The following is an 18,977-nucleotide window of genomic DNA, read 5'->3' as shown; positions in this document are numbered from 1 at the left end:
ATGAAACGGGCATTAATCATTATCGACATCCAGAACGACTTCTGCCCCGGCGGCCCAATGGCCGTCAAAGAAGGCGATCATACGGTCGAGGTTGCTAACCGCTACGCCCGTGCTTTTCATGAGAATGGTGAGTGCGTCGTAGCCCTGCAGGACTGGCATCCAGCCGATCACGGTAGTTTTGCTTCCGTATCCGGCGAACCTGTCTATACCCTCGGTGAACTCAACGGCCTGCCACAGATCTGGTGGCCGAATCATGGCGTGCAGCATTCTGCGGGGGCTGATTTTCATCCTGGACTTGATCGCAGCCTGTTCGACGCGGTTTTCCATAAAGGGCAAGATCAGGACGTAGACAGCTACAGCGCCTTTTTTGACAACGGACACCGACGCAAGACAGAACTGGACAGTTGGTTACGCGCACGCGATATCACGCATCTGGTCATGCTGGGCCTGGCGACGGATTACTGCGTGAAGTACAGCGTGCTGGATGCACTTGAACTGGGTTATCAGGTCGAGGTCGTGGCGGCAGGCTGCCGTGGCGTTAATCTCAACCCAGAAGACAGCGACATCGCGCTGGCACAGATGGCGGCTCAGGGCGCCGTCATTATCTGAAAAAGGGCTGGCTATACGCCAGCCCTTTTTGCTCTTCCATACCATGCCCGCCTGCGCGTGGCTGACTGGCGACTTACCGCGCCATTAATGCAGATGAATGCGCGTGACGTCCGGTTCGATACCAAACTCTTCTTTTAACTGCTTTTTCGATTTGGTCACCATTTCGCCATTTTTGCCGATGGTCATATGCTGTGGCGCATCATTATTGCGCGCCTGCCACATCATAACCAACTGCAGGCTGTTATCACGCTGTTGCTGCGTCAGCGCCACTCCATCCGGCCATTTTCCGGTTTCAACGGCCGTCATCAGGCGTTCATAAATTTCGGGTGTCATAGCATCAAGCATGGCTTCAAGTTGCTGTTTCATTGTTAGCCCTTAATCTCGTCGCCTTGTGGACTGGTGAAGTTCAGCGAGGCTGAGTTCACACAGTAACGCTCACCGGTCGGCTGCGGCCCATCAGGGAAAACATGGCCGAGATGAGAATCACAGTTGCCGCAACGGATTTCAATACGCTGCATACCGTGCGAGTTATCTTCCAGATAACGAATAGCCTCATCGCTGACGGGCTCATAAAAACTCGGCCAGCCACAGCCTGAATCGTATTTCGTCTCTGAAAGAAACAGGGGCGCATTGCACACCAGGCAGTGATAAATCCCTTCCTGCTTGTTATGCAGCAGCGCACCGCTGTACGGCGGCTCCGTGCCACGCTGTTGCGTGACATAGCGCTGCATCTCAGTTAACTGGGCGATTTTTGCGTCGGGTGCGGTTTCTTTAGGCATTTGAGCAATTCCGGGATGTCATTCTGAAAAAATCGACTAGTATTCTAACAAATGATCAACATTAGTCGGGTCTTTTTTTGTGCTCTGCCCTTCGGTCCGTATCTTACAAGGTGGATTTGTGATTTTGATCACCTTTTCTCTGGCATATCCCTATATATTCGGCGAAGGTTTCAACAGAGCACGATGTTCGCGGAAGCGCGCAAGCGGTTGCGCGTCAAATAATTCCTGTTCGGTGGATTGACCTGTCGCAACAATTGACACGATTCCGCTTGACGCCTGGTAAGGTTTTTGTAATTTTACAGCCAACCTTTTATTCACTAACAACTAGCTGGTGGAATATATGACTATCAAAGTAGGTATCAACGGTTTTGGCCGTATCGGTCGCATCGTTTTCCGTGCTGCTCAACAGCGCTCTGACATCGAAATCGTTGCTATCAACGACCTGCTGGACGCTGACTACATGGCGTACATGCTGAAGTACGACTCTACTCACGGCCGTTTTGACGGCACCGTTGAAGTACAGGACGGCGCTCTGGTTGTTAACGGTAAGAAAATCCGTGTTACCGCTGAGAAAGATCCGGCTAACCTGAAGTGGGGCGAAGTGGGCGTTGACGTCGTTGCTGAAGCAACCGGTATCTTCCTGACCGACGAAACCGCACGTAAGCACATCACTGCTGGCGCGAAAAAAGTGGTTCTGACCGGTCCATCTAAAGATGACACCCCAATGTTTGTTCGTGGTGCTAACTTCGACAAATACCAGGGCCAGGACATCGTTTCTAACGCCTCTTGTACCACTAACTGCCTGGCCCCGCTGGCAAAAGTCATCAACGATAAATTTGGTATCGTTGAAGGCCTGATGACCACCGTACACGCCACTACCGCAACGCAGAAAACCGTTGATGGCCCGTCTCACAAAGACTGGCGCGGTGGTCGTGGTGCATCACAGAACATCATCCCGTCTTCTACCGGCGCCGCTAAAGCGGTAGGTAAAGTGCTGCCAGAACTGAACGGCAAACTGACCGGTATGGCATTCCGCGTACCTACGCCTAACGTTTCTGTTGTTGACCTGACCGTTCGTCTGGAAAAAGCTGCGTCTTACAAAGAAATTTGTGCCGCTATCAAAGCCGCGGCTGAAGGCGAGATGAAAGACGTGCTGGGCTACGTTGAAGATGACGTTGTTTCTACCGACTTCAACGGCGAAGTCCTGACCTCAGTATTCGATGCCAAAGCCGGTATCGCGCTGAATGACAACTTTGTTAAACTGGTTTCCTGGTACGATAACGAAACCGGTTATTCAAACAAAGTTCTCGACCTGATTGCGCTGGTTGCTGCTAAATAAGGCAGCCAGACACGAGACAATAAGGGTGACTTCGGTCACCCTTTTTTTGATCCCTTCACTATGGAGTCAGGCATGCAAGACAAACTCTTTTCCCTTCCCGTGGTTAAACAAATCACGCCTTATCTGTCGCAACGTCAGGTGGGTGAACTCCCGGTTATCATTGTCAGCCATCCGCGTGTACGGGCGGCCGTGACCTTACAGGGCGCGCATCTGATTGCCTGGCAACCGAGCGGTGAGAAGCCCGTCATCTGGCTGAGCGACAAGAGCCCTTTCCTGCCTGGTAAGGCGATTCGCGGCGGTGTACCGATTTGCTGGCCCTGGTTTGGACCGGCAGGAGAGCCTGCCCATGGCTTTGCCCGAAATCAGTCATGGACGCTCTCTGCGCATGATGAAAACGAAGACGGCGTGCTGCTGACATTTGTGCTGGAAAGTACCCCACAAACGCTGAAGCTGTGGCCGCATGACTTTACCCTTATCGCCCGCTTCCGTCTGGGCCAGCATTGCGAAATTGAGCTGGAAGCCTACGGTGATTATGAATCGACAGCCGCCCTACACAGCTATTTTAACGTGGCGGACAGTGCGAGCGTTGAGGTCACCGGACTGGGTGAACATTACATCGACAAGGTCAAAGATAACCAGCCGGGTCAGAGCGAGGGTAAACAGCGCTTTACCGAGCGCGTGGATCGTATCTTCACTGCGCCAAAAGACTGTTCAGTTATCAACGATCTGGCTGGAAAACGGCAAATTGAAGTGTACCACCATCACCATAGTGACGTTGTCACGTGGAATCCCGGTGTGGCGCTGTCGTGTAGCATGGCGGACATGCCAAATGAGGGTTATAAAACGATGGTGTGTGTTGAAACCGCGCGCATCAGCAAACCGTTGCGCAGTGCAGGCGACAAGCCTGCCCGACTGGCGACGACAATACGTTTGAAAAATAAGGCCTGAGGCGCGTTCAGACCACATCCAGCGGCAGTTTGTGTTGTGGCGGCGGAAAAGCCCTGTCGAGTCTGAGACAGTCCTCCTCGCTCAGGGTAATGTCCAGCGCAGCCGCATTTTCACGAACATGTACCAGTGAACTGGCTTTAGGGATGGCAAGGACATCGCCATCCCGAATCGCCCAGGCCAGCAGAAGCTGTGCCACGGTGATGCCTTTTTGGCGGGCAATTGCGTTCAGAGCGGGGTCGGTAAACAGCTGACTGCGTAACCGACCGGCCTGTGCCAGGGGACAATACGCCATGACGGGCATCGCGCGCTGGCGACAGAGCGGTAGCAAATCGTATTCAATACCGCGGGAACCCAGATGATAAAGCACCTGATTGGTGGCACAATTTTCGCCACCCGTTTCGGCCCACAGGGCGTCCATGTCCTCGCTGTCGAAGTTTGAAACACCCCACGCACGAATTTTGCCCTGCTGCTGCAAGGTCTGCATCGCGCTGATGGTTTCGTCGAGTGGCACACTGCCGCGCCAGTGCAAAAGATACAAATCAATTCGATCCGTTTGCAGACGACGCAGGCTGGCCTCGCAGGCGGCGATGGCATCCTGTTTTCCGGCATTCCATGGATAAACTTTCGATACCAGCAGGGCCTCATCGCGCCGTCCCTTCAGGGCATCGCCTACCACTTCTTCGGCGCCACCCTCTGCATACATTTCAGCGGTATCCACCAGCCGCAAACCGGCATCCAGCCCTGCCTGAAGCGCACTGATTTCCTGTTGCCGGCTGGCGGGATCTTCCCCCATATACCAGGTGCCAAGACCGATTGCCGGAATCTGACGCTGACCTGCAATATCGATATATTTTGTCATCGGGTTCTCCTGCACTAAATGGGGGCATATGCACCCTTAGAGCGCACAGCCTGCACTCGCGGGGTGCGCCGCATCAGAAGGTATAGCTGACGCCTGTCCAGACCGTAAACTGTCCGCTTTTATCAACCATCGGACTGTCTTTGATTTCGCTGGCAAAGCGGGTGTAACGCCCTGAAAGACTGGCATTCCACTGCGGGGTAATGCTGTAGCTGGCGTTCATTTCCACATAAGGCGACCAGCTGTCATCCGGATGATAACGACGAATTCCGGTCCGATCGCTTTCGTTACCCGATACGCCATAGTAGTAGCGGTTTTGATTCGCGCTGTTCCACAATGCACCAATTCCCGGCGTAAAGGTAAAGTCGCCAAAGCTGAAACGGTAAAGATAGGTCAAATCCCAGACGATACCGTTGCTGTTGTTAAGCACATCGCCTAACAATGAGGTCCGTATGATGCCCCAGTCATCCGTGTGCCGGTAAGTCACCCCGCCCATCAACGTCATTCGGCGCTTATCCAGCCCCTTCATATCCCCCAGATCATTGTCATCCGGGTCGTATTGCTGCGGCGAACCCAACAGCGACAGAGAGAGCTGATCCTGTGGGTCTTTCCACACGTAATAGCCACCCTGCAGGGTGTTAAACCAGAATTTTTCCCCTTCGTAATTGATGATGGGAACAGGCAAATAGCGGTCCTGTCCACCACGATAAGGTGACTGCGCATAAATCACTGATGCACCGAGCGATAAGGGTGCGGCTTGTACTGACTGGCCCAGAAAATAACAAGGGATAAGTGCAATAAGCACGTTAAGTTTGAATTGGTTCACAATTTATTCATTCCATAAATATAACAATCACACATAGAGTCTAACGCTTTTTACAGACTGAATTAACCTTATATCAAAATCATCTACCGCGTTTGCCGCAGAATGTGGCATAACCGGGTTGAAGGCATCACAGAACGGGGGTTAACTGAGGAAAAACGTTTCGCAACAAAATGATTTTGTTATTGATATGTGGCTCACTAATCAAAAATCTATGATGAAATTTCCTGAATGCCTTCTACAGTTAAACTTAATACCCGAGTTTTTGTACTTACAAAGTAACCATAAAAGTTGTGCATCCCGATAAGAACGATCAGGTTGGCATAAGGGTTGCTGTAGTAAACAGATTAATATCTTCCGGGAGCTGTACGAGCACTGATTATTGCTCCTTTACCTGTGCTAAAAACGAAAGGACGGGCATCGCTATGAATATATTCGATCACTATCGTCAGCGTTATGAAGCTGCCAAGGACGAAGAGTTCACACTGCAGGAATTTCTGACTATCTGTAAACAGGATCGCAGTGCATACGCCAACGCAGCAGAGCGACTCTTAATGGCTATTGGTGAGCCAGTAATGGTCGACACTGCCCAGGAGCCACGCCTTTCCAGAATCTTTTCTAACCGGGTTATGGGACGTTACCCAGCGTTCGAAGAGTTTTACGGTATGGAGGAAGCGATTGAGCAGATCGTTTCCTATTTGAAACACGCAGCGCAAGGCCTTGAAGAGAAGAAGCAGATTCTCTATTTACTGGGTCCGGTGGGTGGCGGTAAGTCCTCCCTGGCTGAGCGCCTGAAATCCCTGATGCAACGCGTCCCTATCTACGTGCTCAGCGCCGACGGCGAGCGCAGTCCGGTCAACGATCATCCGCTGTGCCTGTTCAACCCGCAGGAAGACGCTAACATTCTGGAAAAAGAGTACGGCGTACCGCGTCGCTACCTTGGCACCATTATGTCGCCCTGGGCCGCCAAACGTCTGCATGACTTTGGCGGGGATATTACACGCTTTAAAGTCGTTAAAGTCTGGCCATCGATTCTTGAGCAGTTAGCCATCGCCAAGACAGAGCCGGGCGATGAGAACAACCAGGATATCTCTGCGTTGGTCGGTAAGGTCGACATTCGCAAACTTGAAAACCACGCGCAAAACGATCCTGATGCCTACGGTTACTCTGGCGCACTGTGCCGGGCCAACCAGGGCATCATGGAATTCGTTGAGATGTTTAAAGCGCCGATTAAGGTTCTGCATCCCCTCCTCACCGCCACGCAGGAAGGAAACTACAACGGTACGGAAGGGATTTCAGCCCTGCCGTTTAACGGCATCATCCTGGCGCACTCAAACGAATCCGAATGGGTGACCTTCCGCAACAATAAAAACAACGAGGCTTTCCTCGACCGTGTTTACATCGTTAAAGTGCCTTACTGCCTGCGCGTGTCAGAGGAAATTAAGATTTATGAAAAGCTGCTGAATCACAGTGAGCTGTCCACTGCGCCATGTGCACCTGGCACGCTTGAGACGCTGGCGCGCTTCTCTATTCTGTCGCGTCTGAAAGATCCCGATAACTCGAGCATCTACTCGAAAATGCGCGTGTACGATGGTGAAAGCCTGAAGGATACCGACCCGAAAGCGAAATCCTGGCAGGAGTACCACGATTATGCGGGCGTGGACGAAGGCATGAATGGCCTGTCAACGCGTTTCGCCTTTAAAATCCTGTCACGCGTATTTAACTTTGACCATGCTGAAGTTGCCGCCAACCCGGTGCACCTGTTCTATGTGCTGGAACAGCAGATTGAACGTGAGCAATTCCCACAGGATCAGGCGGAAAAATACCTTGAGCATCTCAAAGGCTATTTAATTCCTAAATATGCGGAGTTCATTGGCAAAGAGATTCAAACGGCTTATCTGGAATCCTATTCCGAATATGGTCAGAATATTTTCGACCGTTATGTAACCTATGCGGATTTCTGGATTCAGGATCAGGAGTATCGCGATCCGGATACCGGACAATTATTTGACCGTGAATCGCTGAATGCCGAGCTGGAGAAAATTGAGAAGCCTGCCGGGATTAGTAACCCTAAAGATTTCCGTAATGAAATTGTCAATTTTGTGCTGCGTGCAAGAGCGCATAATAATGGCAGAAATCCCAACTGGACCAGCTATGAAAAACTCCGTACGGTCATTGAGAAAAAGATGTTCTCCAATACCGAAGAGCTGTTGCCGGTTATCTCGTTCAACACCAAAACCTCTACGGATGAGCAGAAGAAACACGACGATTTTGTCGATCGCATGATGGAAAAAGGCTATACCCGCAAACAGGTTCGCCTGCTGTGTGAATGGTATCTGCGCGTGCGTAAATCGTCCTGATCAAAGTCTGTAAGCAAACCGGTGCGGGACAGCACCGGTCATATTAAGGTCGGGTCAGCCCGGCCTGCTTGCAATGTAGTTTGGGGGAACATCATGGCCTATTTTATCGATCGCCGACTGAACGGTAAAAACAAGAGTGCGGTTAATCGCCAGCGCTTCTTACGTCGTTACAAGTCGCAGATTAAGCAGTCGATTTCCGAGGCCATTAACAAACGCTCGGTAACCGACGTCAGCAGTGGCGAATCCGTCTCTATTCCCGTAGATGATATCAATGAACCCATTTTTCATCAGGGGCGGGGTGGACAACGCCATCGCGTTCATCCAGGCAATGATCACTTCGTGCAAAATGACCGTGTTGAACGCCCACAAGGCGGGGGCGGTAGCGGTTCAGGTCAGGGAAATGCCAGTCAGGATGGTGAAGGTGAGGATGAATTTGTTTTTCAAATTTCCAAAGATGAATATCTGGATCTGCTGTTTGAGGATCTGGCGCTGCCCAATCTGCGGAAAAATCAGCACCGCCAGTTGAATGAGTACAAAACGCACCGTGCCGGATTTACCTCGAATGGCGTTCCCGCCAACATCAGCGTGGTCCGTTCTTTACAAAATTCCCTGGCCCGACGTACTGCGATGACGGCAGGTAAGCGCCGCCAGCTCCATGAGCTTGAGGATGCCCTCAGCGAAGTAGAAAAGTCAGAGCCCGCTCAGTTACTCGAAGAGGAACGCCTGCGCAAGGAGATTGCCGAACTGCGCGCGCGCATTGACAGAGTGCCCTTTATTGACACCTTTGACCTGCGCTATAAAAACTTCGAGAAGCGGCCCGAGCCTTCCAGCCAGGCGGTCATGTTTTGCCTGATGGATGTCTCCGGCTCAATGGATCAGGCGACGAAAGATATGGCAAAACGCTTTTATATTTTGCTCTATCTGTTCCTCAGCCGGACTTATAAAAACGTCGAGGTGGTCTACATCCGCCATCATACTCAGGCCAAAGAGGTTGATGAGCAGGAGTTCTTCTATTCGCAGGAAACCGGCGGCACCATCGTCTCCAGCGCACTGAAACTGATGGATGAGGTTGTGAAGGAGCGCTACGATCCGGCGCAATGGAATATCTACGCCGCGCAGGCGTCGGATGGCGACAACTGGGCAGATGATTCACCGCTCTGCCACGAGATTCTGGCAAAAAACCTGTTGCCGGTGGTGCGTTACTACACCTACATCGAGATAACACGTCGCGCGCATCAGACCTTATGGCGCGAATACGAACATCTGCAGTCAATGTTCGACAACTTTGCGATCCAGCACATCCGGGAGCCCGAAGATATTTATCCTGTGTTTCGTGAGCTGTTTCACAAACAGGCAATGGAAGCCTGAGACACTAAGCCGACGCCCAGTCGGCTTTTTTTATTGTATTTATAACCTCTTAAAATGCGGTCTTGCCTGCTGCAAGCTATCTAACTCCCCTATTAGCCTTGTTAACTGGGATTATCCAGTGCATTAGCAATTAAGATAAATTGCAAAATGACAATGACAACTCATTGATAAAACATTATCTTGCAGACATAGCATGGATGTTTCTACACCTTAGTTAACATTGTCTGCCGTATCTCAGGAGACCGCGTTTGAACCACACTATTGTTTATAGTCTTTTCATTATTGGATCCGTGCTGGTTGCGTCGAGTATCTTGCTCAGTTCCTTTTCGTCCCGATTGGGCATTCCTATCCTGGTGATTTTTCTGGCGCTGGGCATGCTGGCCGGCATTGACGGTATTGGCGGCATCGCATTTGATAACTATCCGGCGGCCTACCTGATCTCTAACCTTGCCCTGGCAATCATCCTGCTGGACGGCGGCATGCGCACCAAAGCCAGCTCCTTTAAGGTGGCGCTCGGACCGGCCTTATCACTGGCAACCGTAGGCGTGATCATTACGGCAGGCCTGACTGGCATGGTCGCGGCCTGGCTGTTCAGGCTCGATATGATGCAGGGCTTCCTGATTGGTGCGATTATCGGCTCCACCGACGCGGCAGCGGTATTTTCCCTGCTCGGTGACAAAGGTCTGAATGAACGTGTCAGTGCCACGCTGGAAATTGAGTCCGGCAGCAACGACCCGATGGCGGTTTTTCTGACCATTACGCTGATCGAAATGATTGAGCAGGGACGAACCGGTCTGGACTGGATGTTCGTGGTGCATCTGATTCAGCAGTTCGGTCTGGGGATTGTCCTCGGTCTGGGCGGTGGCTGGGCCCTGCAGCAACTGATTAACCGCATGAATCTGGCTCCCGGCCTGTATCCCTTACTGGCACTGAGCGGCGGCATTCTGGTCTTTGCGCTGACCACCGTGCTGGAAGGCAGCGGCATCCTCGCCGTCTATCTGTGCGGCTTCTTACTGGGTAACAGCCCTATCCGCAACCGTTTCGGCATTTTGCAGACCTTTGACGGTATGGCCTGGCTCAGCCAGATCGGCATGTTTATCGTACTGGGATTGTTAGTCACGCCCTCCGACCTCTGGCATATCGCTGTTCCGGCGATGATTCTGTCCCTGTGGTTAATTCTGGTGGCACGTCCGCTGTCGGTGTTTATCGGCCTGTTACCGTTCCGTGGCTTCACGGCGCGGGAGCGTATCTTTATCAGCTGGGTCGGTCTGCGCGGAGCAGTGCCGATTATCCTGGCCGTCTTCCCGATGATGGCCGGTCTGGAGAATGCCTCGCTCTATTTTAATATTGCGTTTTTCGTGGTGCTGGTGTCCCTGATGCTACAGGGCACCTCGCTGGGCTTTGCGGCGAAGAAAGCCAAAGTGGTGGTTCCGCCTACCGCCTCTCCGATTAGCCGTATCGGGCTGGATATTCATCCGGAGAATCCGTGGGAGCAGTTCGTCTACCAGCTCAGCGCCGACAAATGGTGCGTGGGCGCGGCGCTGCGGGATTTACAGATGCCACGCGAAACCCGTATCGCCGCACTGTTTCGGGATAACGTGTTAATGCACCCCAACGGCGCAACGCGTTTAAAAGAGAATGACGTGATTTGTGTGATTGGCCGTGAGCGCGATCTGCCTGCGCTGGGCAAAATGTTCAGTCAGTCGCCGCCTGTCTCGCTGGATCAACGTTTCTTCGGCGACTTTATTCTGGATGCCGACGCGCGACTTCATGATGTCGCGCAGATTTATGGCCTTGAACTCGACGAAGATACGAACGCGCAACAGTCGCTGGGTCAGTTGATGATGAGTATGTTAGGCGGGGCACCTGTGGTCGGTGACCAGATAGAATGGAATCAACTGACATGGACGGTAGCGGAGAAAGAAGATAATCATATTGTTAAAATTGGCGTGCGCCCCAATGAAGACAAAGAATAATCTTATTTAAATAGCGCGGTTTAATTAGCTGAATTGCACTACGCTTTTATAACATTCAGTTAAAACGGGAGTTATCCATGAGTCACGTGGTTAAAATTGGTCGCTATGAAATTGTTGATGCGGAATTCAGCAGCGAAGACCCGGTGACGGTGAGTATTCCCTGCCACACCAATCCCGGCCTGAGTTATCAGCTTGACGGCTGGGATCAGGAAACCAGCGTACCGGCCTGGATCGACGGTAAAGAAGTGATATTAGCGATCGGTCATTACGATAAACAACAAGACCGCTGGGTATTAAAAAAACCTGCGTAAGCCCGGAGGATTACCGCCAGTCAGCCCGTTTGGCGGTAATTCCTAAAAATGGACCTGAATATCTCCGTGCATCACGCTTATCTCTGATACAATATTCTGCATATCAATAACTTAAACAAAACCCGCGCGATTATCCCCTGACTTTTTAAGAATTATTCCGTATTAACTCTGTCAAACATCTCCTGCATACTCTTCTCCAGTGCTGCATTTTTACGTGACTTGTCTCACGTTTAGAGAATCTGTTTTTTGCAGCGTTAATGGCTCTAATGACTGTAACAAACTGAAAACGTCCCGGTTTCGGGTTTTCAGTCGTTAACCCCTGAACGCGTACTTGATTCTGGTCAGGCCATCTTTTACTTCATTAAAGAGAGCAGGTTTTATGGCAAGTACAATTGTAATGAACAATGCGACTCGCTCGTGGAGCGGTCTTCGTAAAAATATTCTTGTAAAGCTTGCGTTAAGTTTTTCAGATCTCATTGCGCTGAATTTAGCGCTGTTTCTCTCTGCCGCGACCGTGCAGGGAATTTGGGGCGACCTTGATGCCTTTATTCCACCCCATCAAATTGAGAACCGTTTTATTGCGCAGTTTATTATGTCGGTGCTTTGCACCGGTTGGTTCTGGATGCGCCTGCGTCACTATACCTACCGCAAACCTTTTTGGTTTGAACTGAAAGAGATTGTTAAAACCCTCGTCGTGTTCTCTCTGCTGGATCTGGCGTTAATCGCCTTCTCCAAATGGGACTTCTCCCGCATGGTCTGGGTGTTCAGCTGGAGCTATGCCCTGCTGTTGCTGCCGTTAATGCGTGCAGGCGTGAAAAGCGCGATTAACCGGGCCGGACAATGGCAAAAAGAAACCATCATCATTGGCTCGGGCCGTAACGCTACCGAAGCTTACGCCGCATTACAAAGCGAGGAGATTCTCGGGTATAACGTTCAGGCGTTTATTTCCGTTGAAGACGCACCGCTGCAGCAGAGCGTTAATGGTGTGCCTGTTATCTCCGCCAACGATATTAACTGGCAGACCATCGACCGTGACAATGTGCAGTTCATTGTGGCAATGGAATACGAACAGCAGCCTGAGCGCGACCGCTGGCTGAAATTCTTGTCTAAAATGAACTGCCGTTCCGTGTCGGTTATCCCAACATTACGCGGTGTACCGCTTTACGGCACAGACATGTCCTTTATCTTCAGCCATGAAGTGATGATTCTGCGCGTCAGCAATAACCTGGCGAAGCATTCGTCACGCTTCCTGAAACGGGGATTTGATATTGTGGTAGCTTCGCTGCTGCTGCTCTTCCTGGCACCGGTTTTTGCCTTACTTTGCTATATGGTGAAGCGTGATGGCGGTAATGCCATTTATGGTCACGAGCGCGTGGGTCAGGATGGCAAGAAATTTAAATGTCTGAAGTTCCGTTCGATGGTCACCAATTCCAAAGAGGTGCTGGAAAACCTGCTGGCGACCAGCGAAGAAGCGCGTCGCGAATGGGACAAAGACTTCAAGCTGAAAAATGATCCGCGCATTACCCGCATCGGGGGCTTCCTGCGCAAAACCAGCCTGGATGAGTTACCTCAGCTCTGGAACGTGATTCGGGGTGAAATGAGCCTGGTCGGCCCACGTCCGGTTATCGAAGCGGAACTGGAACGTTATGCCGGCGACGTGGATTACTATCTGATGGCGAAGCCCGGGATGACCGGCCTGTGGCAGGTGAGCGGACGTAACGACATTGACTACGATACCCGTGTCTACTTTGATTCCTGGTATGTCAAAAACTGGGCGCTGTGGACGGATATTGCCATCCTGTTTAAAACAGCCGGTGTGGTATTACGCCGCGACGGCGCGTACTGATTTAGCCTGCGATGCCTGTTTCAGACAGGCATCGCCATTTCGCTGGTAATTCGCTTTCCTTTTGCTTTATTAATCATTACCCTCTTCCCTCGCTTTATCGTACGTTTACCCTCTGGTTGCTATGCAAAAATATACCCTGTTGCTGTTAAGCCTGGTGCTCCTGGCGCCTTTAGGCATCGATCTCTATTTACCCACGCTGCCGCAGATCGCAGACGGTCTGTCAACACCGGTGACGCTGATACAAACAACGATCCCCCTTTTCCTGCTGATAATGGGACTGGGTCAGCTGGTGAGCGGCCCGCTGGTCGATAACTATGGGCGTAAACCTATTGCGCTGCTGGGCCTGACGCTCTACATAGCGGGCAGCGCCATTGCGGCCACCGCCAGCTCCTTCCCGCTGTTCCTGCTGGCCCGCGTCGTACAGGGCTGTGCGGTATGTTGTAGTGCCGTCGTTGCGTTCAGCGGCGTACGCGACCGGTTAAGTGGTGATGCCGCCGCCCGGGCTTATGGCTTTCTGAATGGCGCACTGAATATCGTGCCCGCACTGGCACCGTTGCTGGGTGGACTGCTGGCCAGCGCCTTTGACTGGCGCGCGCCCTTCTGGTTCCTGTGTACTTATGCCGCCGTCGTGATGCTGATGGTCATTATCTGGCTGCCGGAAACCCGTCCGGCCGATACACTGCGTGTAAAAGGGCTTCCCGTTAATCAGTATGCCGCCATTTTACGTCAGCCGCGCTTTCTGGCCTTTGCCTTCGCGAATGCGGGCGCACTGGGCATGGTGCTGACGTATGTTTCGCTGGCACCCCACATTCTGATGACCGAGGGCGGCCTGTCGCCTCTGGCATTCTCTTTTGCCTTTGGCGCGAATGGCTTTTGGATCATGCTGGTGAGCGTGGTGGTAAACAAGACGATTCGTAAGGCGGGCAGGCCATTTTGCCTGGCGATGGGTTGCCTGACCATGCTACTGGGTGCTGGCCTGCTGCTGGCCGGTATGACACTGCTGCCTGACAGCCTGCAGTCACACTGGGCGCTGTATATGTTCCCGGTCGCCGTAGCCGTGGCCGGACTGGCCTTCACCGTTGGCCCGGCCACCAGCTATGCGCTGGAACCTTACCAACAGCAGGCTGGTGTCGCCTCGGCGTTACAGGGTTTTATTCAGATGGCAGGCGGTGCAGCGGGGAGTTTGCTTATTGTCGCCCTGCCACTGGCAGAGAAAATGTCGCTGGCGTTGATGATGCTGCTGGGTGCAGCGCTGGCGTTCCTCGCCTGGCGCTGCAGTAAAAACATGCACAGCCGGATTACAGCGATTAAATAACGTTCACCGGAACGCGTGGGGCCAGGGCACACATCAGCTCATAACCTACCGTTCCGGCCGCTTTTGCTACCTGATCGATTTTGACATTGTTTCCCCACAGCTCGACAGGTGAACCAATGCCCGCCTGTGGGCAGGGTGTTAAATCAACGGTAATCATATCCATCGACACCGCACCCACGACCTGCGTCAGCACGCCATCAACAAAAACCGGCGTCCCGTTGGGCGCATGGCGAGGATAACCATCGGCATAGCCACAGGCGACAACACCTATTCGCTGCGGCTGGGATGCCCGGTAGCGATAGCCATAACCCACGCCATCTCCGGCCTGAAGCTGCTGCACACCAATGATTTCACTGGACAGGGTCATCACCGGTTGAAGTCCACTGCTGGCCACGTCCTGCCAGTCACCGCTGGGTGACGCACCATACAAAATGATCCCCGGTCGCACCCAGTCCCGGTGCGCCTCAGGATGCCACAACGTACAGGCCGAATTGGACAGCGAGACCGGGCTGTCCAGCCCTTCGGTGGCGTCGGCGATTCGCTGTAGCGGCGCCACAATGCCGTCGGGATTCTCGGCATCAGCGAAATGCGCCATCAACGTAATATCCCCGACGTTTTCCAGCGCACGCAGTTTATGCCAGATGCCATTTACCTGTTCAGGGCGAAAGCCCAGTCGGTTCATACCGCTGTTTATCTTCAGGTAAATATCGACAGGCGCCGAGAGCGTCGCATTGGCCAGGGCATGAATCTGCCAGTTGCTGTGCACGCTGGTCGTCAGACGGTAACGATCGATTAAGGTCAGATCGTCAGGGTGAAAAAAGCCTTCAAGCAGCAGGATGGGTTTCTTCCACCCCTGCTCCCGCAGCAGAATGGCTTCTTCCATATTCAGTAACGCGAAGCCATCGGTGCTGGACAGACTTTCCCACACGCGGGCAATGCCATGGCCGTAGGCATTGGCTTTCACCACAGACCAGACACGTGATGCGGGGGCCGCACGACGCACAATGGCCAGGTTATGTCGCAACGCCTGTTGATTGATGGTTGCGACAATTGGACGTGACATACTTCCTCTCCCTGAAGGCTTAACGTGTAGCGTTAACGTTACGAAGCGGTGATCGGCTGGCCGCAAAACCAGGCAAATAACGGAAGACCGTGAGATCGTCCGATGCAATCGCTGGCGACGTGCCGGAAATGACGTCAGCCAGTAACTGACCGGAGCCACAGGCCATTGTCCAGCCCAGTGTGCCGTGTCCGGTATTCAGATAAAGATTGGACAGCGGCGTCGCCCCGACAACCGGCGTACCGTCTGGCGTCATAGGACGCAGGCCTGTCCAGAAACTGGCCTGGCTGACATCACCCCCTTCAGGATAAAGATCTGTAACCACCATCTCCAGCGTTTCGCGACGCGCTTCAGGCAGTTTGGTGTTAAAACCCACAATTTCTGCCATACCGCCGACTCGAATACGGTTATCAAAACGTGTGACGGCCACTTTGTAGGTTTCGTCCAGGATGGTGGAGACGGGTGCCGCATCGGCATTCGTCACCGGAATCGTTAAGGAATAGCCTTTCAGAGGGTAGACCGGGATATCCACAATATTTTTCATCAACGCGGTGGACCAGGAGCCCAGCGCAACGACGTAGCTGTCGGCTTTAATCACCTCATCGCCGCACTTCACACCGTAAATCCGGTTACCGTCGCGCAGCAGCTGATCGATGGGTGTATTGAAGCGGAAGACCACACCGGCTTCCTCGGCCATTTTGGCCAGACGCTGGGTAAAAAGCTGGCAGTCGCCGGTTTCATCATTTGGTAACCGCAGACCGCCGGTAAGTTTATGCTGCGTCGCCGCAAGGGCAGGCTCAACGCTGGCCAGCTGATGCGACTCCAGTAATTCATAGGGCACGCCGGCCTCGCGCAGAACGGCAATGTCTTTGCTTGCGCTCTCGAATTGCTGTTGCGTACGGAATAACTGGAGCGTGCCGCCCTGTCGGCCTTCATAGGCAATGCCCGTTTCGGCGCGGAGGGCCTTCAGGCAATCGCGGCTGTATTCAGCAAGCCGGACCATGCGACTTTTATTCTGCTGGTAGTGCTGTATGTCACAGTTACGCAGCATATGCCACATCCACTCAAGCTGAAAGCGGCTGCCATCCAGCCGGATGGCCAGAGGCGCATGACGCTGAAACATCCATTTCATCGCCTTAAGCGGCACACCGGGTGCAGCCCAGGGCGCCGCATAGCCTGGCGAGATCTGCCCGGCATTTGCCGCGCTGGTTTCCATGGCGGGTTGAGGCTGACGATCGATCACGGTGACCTGATGGCCGGCGCGCGCCAGATACCACGCGCTGGTTACGCCCACAACCCCACTACCAAGAATAACTACGTGCATAAGTCCCCCGCGAAAATAAAAAGCATAATCCACTATTCACCGGTTAACATTCAGAGTGATCACAAAGTGGAAACATCCTTTACACAATCCATCCATTTCACCTCTTTTTGCGCCTACAGGTAACTAAAATCATTTCACGCCCTCAAATTCAGAGAATTATGCGTCCTTTATTAAAAAATCAGGCATAAATGACACCAGTTCTGGTTAATTATGCCTTTCACAGGAGAATCCTTCATAATCCCCCTCCCTGCAAAAAGCCAGCATTTAATGCTGAAAAGTAACAGCTATTCAGTGTGTAGAGCTATTTAATCCCAGCGCGGTAAACCTGAAATGATTTTTCTGCCAAAGAATTCGTTTGAGTTCCCGGATCGGATAAGCGACAGTGAACTATCATTGATCTGTTCACTCAGTTTTTTTGGGTTCCTTTCTCAGGAAGAGCCTTAAATAAATCGTAACGGGCAACGCGTCAGGGTGAGTCCGTTCGCCAAAACAGAGGTGCGCTATGACAACAATCTTTGACGATTCCATCATGGACAGCAAACGACTCAGCGACGGGCCCGACTGGACATTCGAGTTACTGGATGTCTATCTCGCTGAAATCGACCGCGTAGCGAAACACTACGGTCTGGATACCTACCCGCACCAAATTGAAGTGATTACCTCCGAGCAGATGATGGACGCCTACTCCAGCGTCGGTATGCCCATCAACTATTCGCACTGGTCTTTTGGCAAAAAATTTATTGAGACTGAGCAACGTTACAAGCATGGGCAGCAGGGCCTGGCTTATGAGATCGTGATTAACTCTAATCCCTGCATCGCCTATCTGATGGAGGAGAACACCATGACCATGCAGGCGCTGGTTATGGCGCACGCCTGCTATGGGCATAATTCCTTTTTCAAAAATAACTACCTCTTCCGCAGCTGGACCGATGCCAGTTCGATTGTGGATTACCTGTTATTTGCCAGAAATTACATTGCTGACTGCGAAGAGCGCTATGGCGTTGAAGAAGTGGAGCGCCTGCTCGATTCATGTCACGCCCTGATGAATTACGGTGTGGACCGCTATAAGCGCCCGCAAAAAATTTCCCTGCAGGAAGAGAAGGCCAGGCAAAAAAGCCGCGAAGAGTATCTGCAAAGCCAGGTCAATACCTTATGGCGCACCTTACCGCGGCGTGAAAAAGAAGCCGCGCATTTTGAAGCGGCGCGCTACCCTTCTGAACCACAGGAAAACCTGCTCTACTTTATGGAAAAGAACGCGCCGCTGCTGGAGCCGTGGCAGCGTGAAATTCTGCGCATTGTGCGTAAGGTGAGCCAGTATTTTTATCCGCAGAAACAAACTCAGGTGATGAATGAAGGCTGGGCGACCTTCTGGCATTACACCATCCTGAATCACCTCTATGATGAAGGCAAAGTGTCAGAACGCTTTATGATGGAGTTCCTGCACAGCCATACCAACGTAATCTATCAACCGCCCTACAACAGCCAGTGGTACAGCGGTATCAATCCGTATGCACTGGGCTTTGCCATGTTCCAGGATATTAAACGTATTTGTCAGTCGCCGACGGAAGAGGATCGCTACTGGTTCCCGGATATTGCCGGTTCTGACTGGCTGAAAACCCTGCATTTCGCGATGCGTGAATTTAAAGATGAAAGCTTTATCAGTCAGTTCCTGTCGCCTAAGGTCATGCGTGACTTCCGGCTGTTCACTGTGCTGGACGACGACCGCAACAATTATCTGGAAATCGCCGCGATCCACGACGAGTCCGGCTATCGGGCCATTCGGCAGCAGCTTTCGGCACAGTACAACCTGAGTAATCTGGAGCCCAATATTCAGGTCTACAATGTGGACTTACGGGGTGATCGTTCCCTGACGCTGCGCTACGTGCCACAAAGCCGCGCACCACTCGATAAGAGCCGTCGGGAGGTGCTTAAGCACGTGCACCGCCTGTGGGGCTTTGATGTGATTCTGGAACAGCAGAATGAAGATGGCAGCGTCGAACTGCTGGATCGCAATCCGCCGCGCAATGTTCCCCTCTAAAACAGGCATAAAAAAACTGGACGCG

At 52.4% G+C, this 18,977-nt stretch carries 16 protein-coding genes; 10 read left to right on the top strand and 6 right to left on the bottom strand.

The genetic code is table 11. The annotated features are described in order from the left end of the window. Positions 1-609, top strand: coding sequence for a bifunctional nicotinamidase/pyrazinamidase (gene pncA / locus C1N58_RS06810; RefSeq protein ID WP_394564723.1), 609 nt, complete (start codon positions 1-3; stop codon positions 607-609). An 84-nt stretch (positions 610-693) separates the two neighbouring features. Here the strand turns inward: pncA and C1N58_RS06805 are convergent, their stop codons facing one another. Then, positions 694-975: a YeaC family protein gene (locus tag C1N58_RS06805; RefSeq protein ID WP_006119416.1), complete on the bottom strand. Its 282-nt coding sequence runs from the start codon at positions 973-975 to the stop codon at positions 694-696. Between the two features lie 2 nt (positions 976-977). Beyond that, complete coding sequence (msrB, locus tag C1N58_RS06800) at positions 978-1,388, bottom strand: peptide-methionine (R)-S-oxide reductase MsrB (RefSeq protein WP_006119417.1); 411 nt, start codon at positions 1,386-1,388, stop codon at positions 978-980. Positions 1,389-1,728: 340 nt separating this feature from the next. Between msrB and gapA the strand changes: the two genes are divergently transcribed. Continuing rightward, positions 1,729-2,727, top strand: coding sequence for a glyceraldehyde-3-phosphate dehydrogenase (gene gapA, locus C1N58_RS06795; protein ID WP_006119418.1), 999 nt, complete (start codon positions 1,729-1,731; stop codon positions 2,725-2,727). Positions 2,728-2,799: 72 nt separating this feature from the next. Then, positions 2,800-3,675 carry a D-hexose-6-phosphate mutarotase gene (locus C1N58_RS06790; protein ID WP_039343042.1) on the top strand — a complete coding sequence of 292 codons (876 nt, stop codon included), beginning with the start codon at positions 2,800-2,802 and terminating at the stop codon, positions 3,673-3,675. Positions 3,676-3,682: 7 nt separating this feature from the next. Here C1N58_RS06790 and C1N58_RS06785 read toward each other — a convergent pair whose 3' ends face one another. Then, positions 3,683-4,534 (bottom strand): aldo/keto reductase, encoded by an 852-nt coding sequence (locus C1N58_RS06785; protein WP_172912566.1) that lies wholly within the window; start codon positions 4,532-4,534, stop codon positions 3,683-3,685. A 73-nt stretch (positions 4,535-4,607) separates the two neighbouring features. After that, entirely contained in the window at positions 4,608-5,357 is a 750-nt protein-coding gene (locus C1N58_RS06780) for a MipA/OmpV family protein (protein WP_006119421.1), read from the bottom strand. A gap of 422 nt (positions 5,358-5,779) precedes the next feature. Here C1N58_RS06780 and yeaG point away from each other — a divergent pair, with 422 nt between their 5' ends. The 6 genes from yeaG to C1N58_RS06750 all read left to right on the top strand — a co-directional run bounded on the left by yeaG (position 5,780) and on the right by C1N58_RS06750 (position 14,530). Further along, positions 5,780-7,714: a protein kinase YeaG gene (gene yeaG / locus C1N58_RS06775; protein WP_006119423.1), complete on the top strand. Its 1,935-nt coding sequence runs from the start codon at positions 5,780-5,782 to the stop codon at positions 7,712-7,714. A 93-nt stretch (positions 7,715-7,807) separates the two neighbouring features. Next, positions 7,808-9,082 carry a YeaH/YhbH family protein gene (locus C1N58_RS06770; protein WP_006119424.1) on the top strand — a complete coding sequence of 425 codons (1,275 nt, stop codon included), beginning with the start codon at positions 7,808-7,810 and terminating at the stop codon, positions 9,080-9,082. Between the two features lie 248 nt (positions 9,083-9,330). Further along, the gene (locus C1N58_RS06765) at positions 9,331-11,058 is read left to right on the top strand and encodes a potassium/proton antiporter (protein ID WP_033741886.1); all 1,728 of its coding nucleotides are present in this window, start codon (positions 9,331-9,333) and stop codon (positions 11,056-11,058) included. 77 nt (positions 11,059-11,135) lie between these two features. Continuing rightward, the gene (locus C1N58_RS06760; RefSeq protein WP_033741887.1) at positions 11,136-11,369 is read left to right on the top strand and encodes a DUF1480 family protein; all 234 of its coding nucleotides are present in this window, start codon (positions 11,136-11,138) and stop codon (positions 11,367-11,369) included. A gap of 379 nt (positions 11,370-11,748) precedes the next feature. Continuing rightward, entirely contained in the window at positions 11,749-13,215 is a 1,467-nt protein-coding gene (gene wbaP / locus C1N58_RS06755) for an undecaprenyl-phosphate galactose phosphotransferase WbaP (RefSeq protein ID WP_033741889.1), read from the top strand. Positions 13,216-13,336: 121 nt separating this feature from the next. Next, entirely contained in the window at positions 13,337-14,530 is a 1,194-nt protein-coding gene (locus C1N58_RS06750) for a multidrug effflux MFS transporter (RefSeq protein WP_394564722.1), read from the top strand. Here C1N58_RS06750 and dadX read toward each other — a convergent pair. Both dadX and C1N58_RS06740 read right to left on the bottom strand, forming a co-directional pair. Next, complete coding sequence (dadX, locus tag C1N58_RS06745) at positions 14,523-15,593, bottom strand: catabolic alanine racemase DadX (protein WP_006119432.1); 1,071 nt, start codon at positions 15,591-15,593, stop codon at positions 14,523-14,525. The two genes, C1N58_RS06750 and dadX, sit on opposite strands and share 8 nt — an antisense overlap. A gap of 19 nt (positions 15,594-15,612) precedes the next feature. Further along, complete coding sequence (locus C1N58_RS06740) at positions 15,613-16,914, bottom strand: D-amino acid dehydrogenase (protein ID WP_324030544.1); 1,302 nt, start codon at positions 16,912-16,914, stop codon at positions 15,613-15,615. A 502-nt stretch (positions 16,915-17,416) separates the two neighbouring features. Between C1N58_RS06740 and C1N58_RS06735 the strand changes: the two genes are divergently transcribed. After that, positions 17,417-18,952, top strand: coding sequence for a SpoVR family protein (locus C1N58_RS06735; RefSeq protein ID WP_033741895.1), 1,536 nt, complete (start codon positions 17,417-17,419; stop codon positions 18,950-18,952). Positions 18,953-18,977 lie beyond the last annotated feature (25 nt).

It is taken from the genome of Pantoea sp. SGAir0180 (genome assembly GCF_043546245.1).
This window is presented reverse-complemented; position numbering and strand designations above follow the sequence as displayed.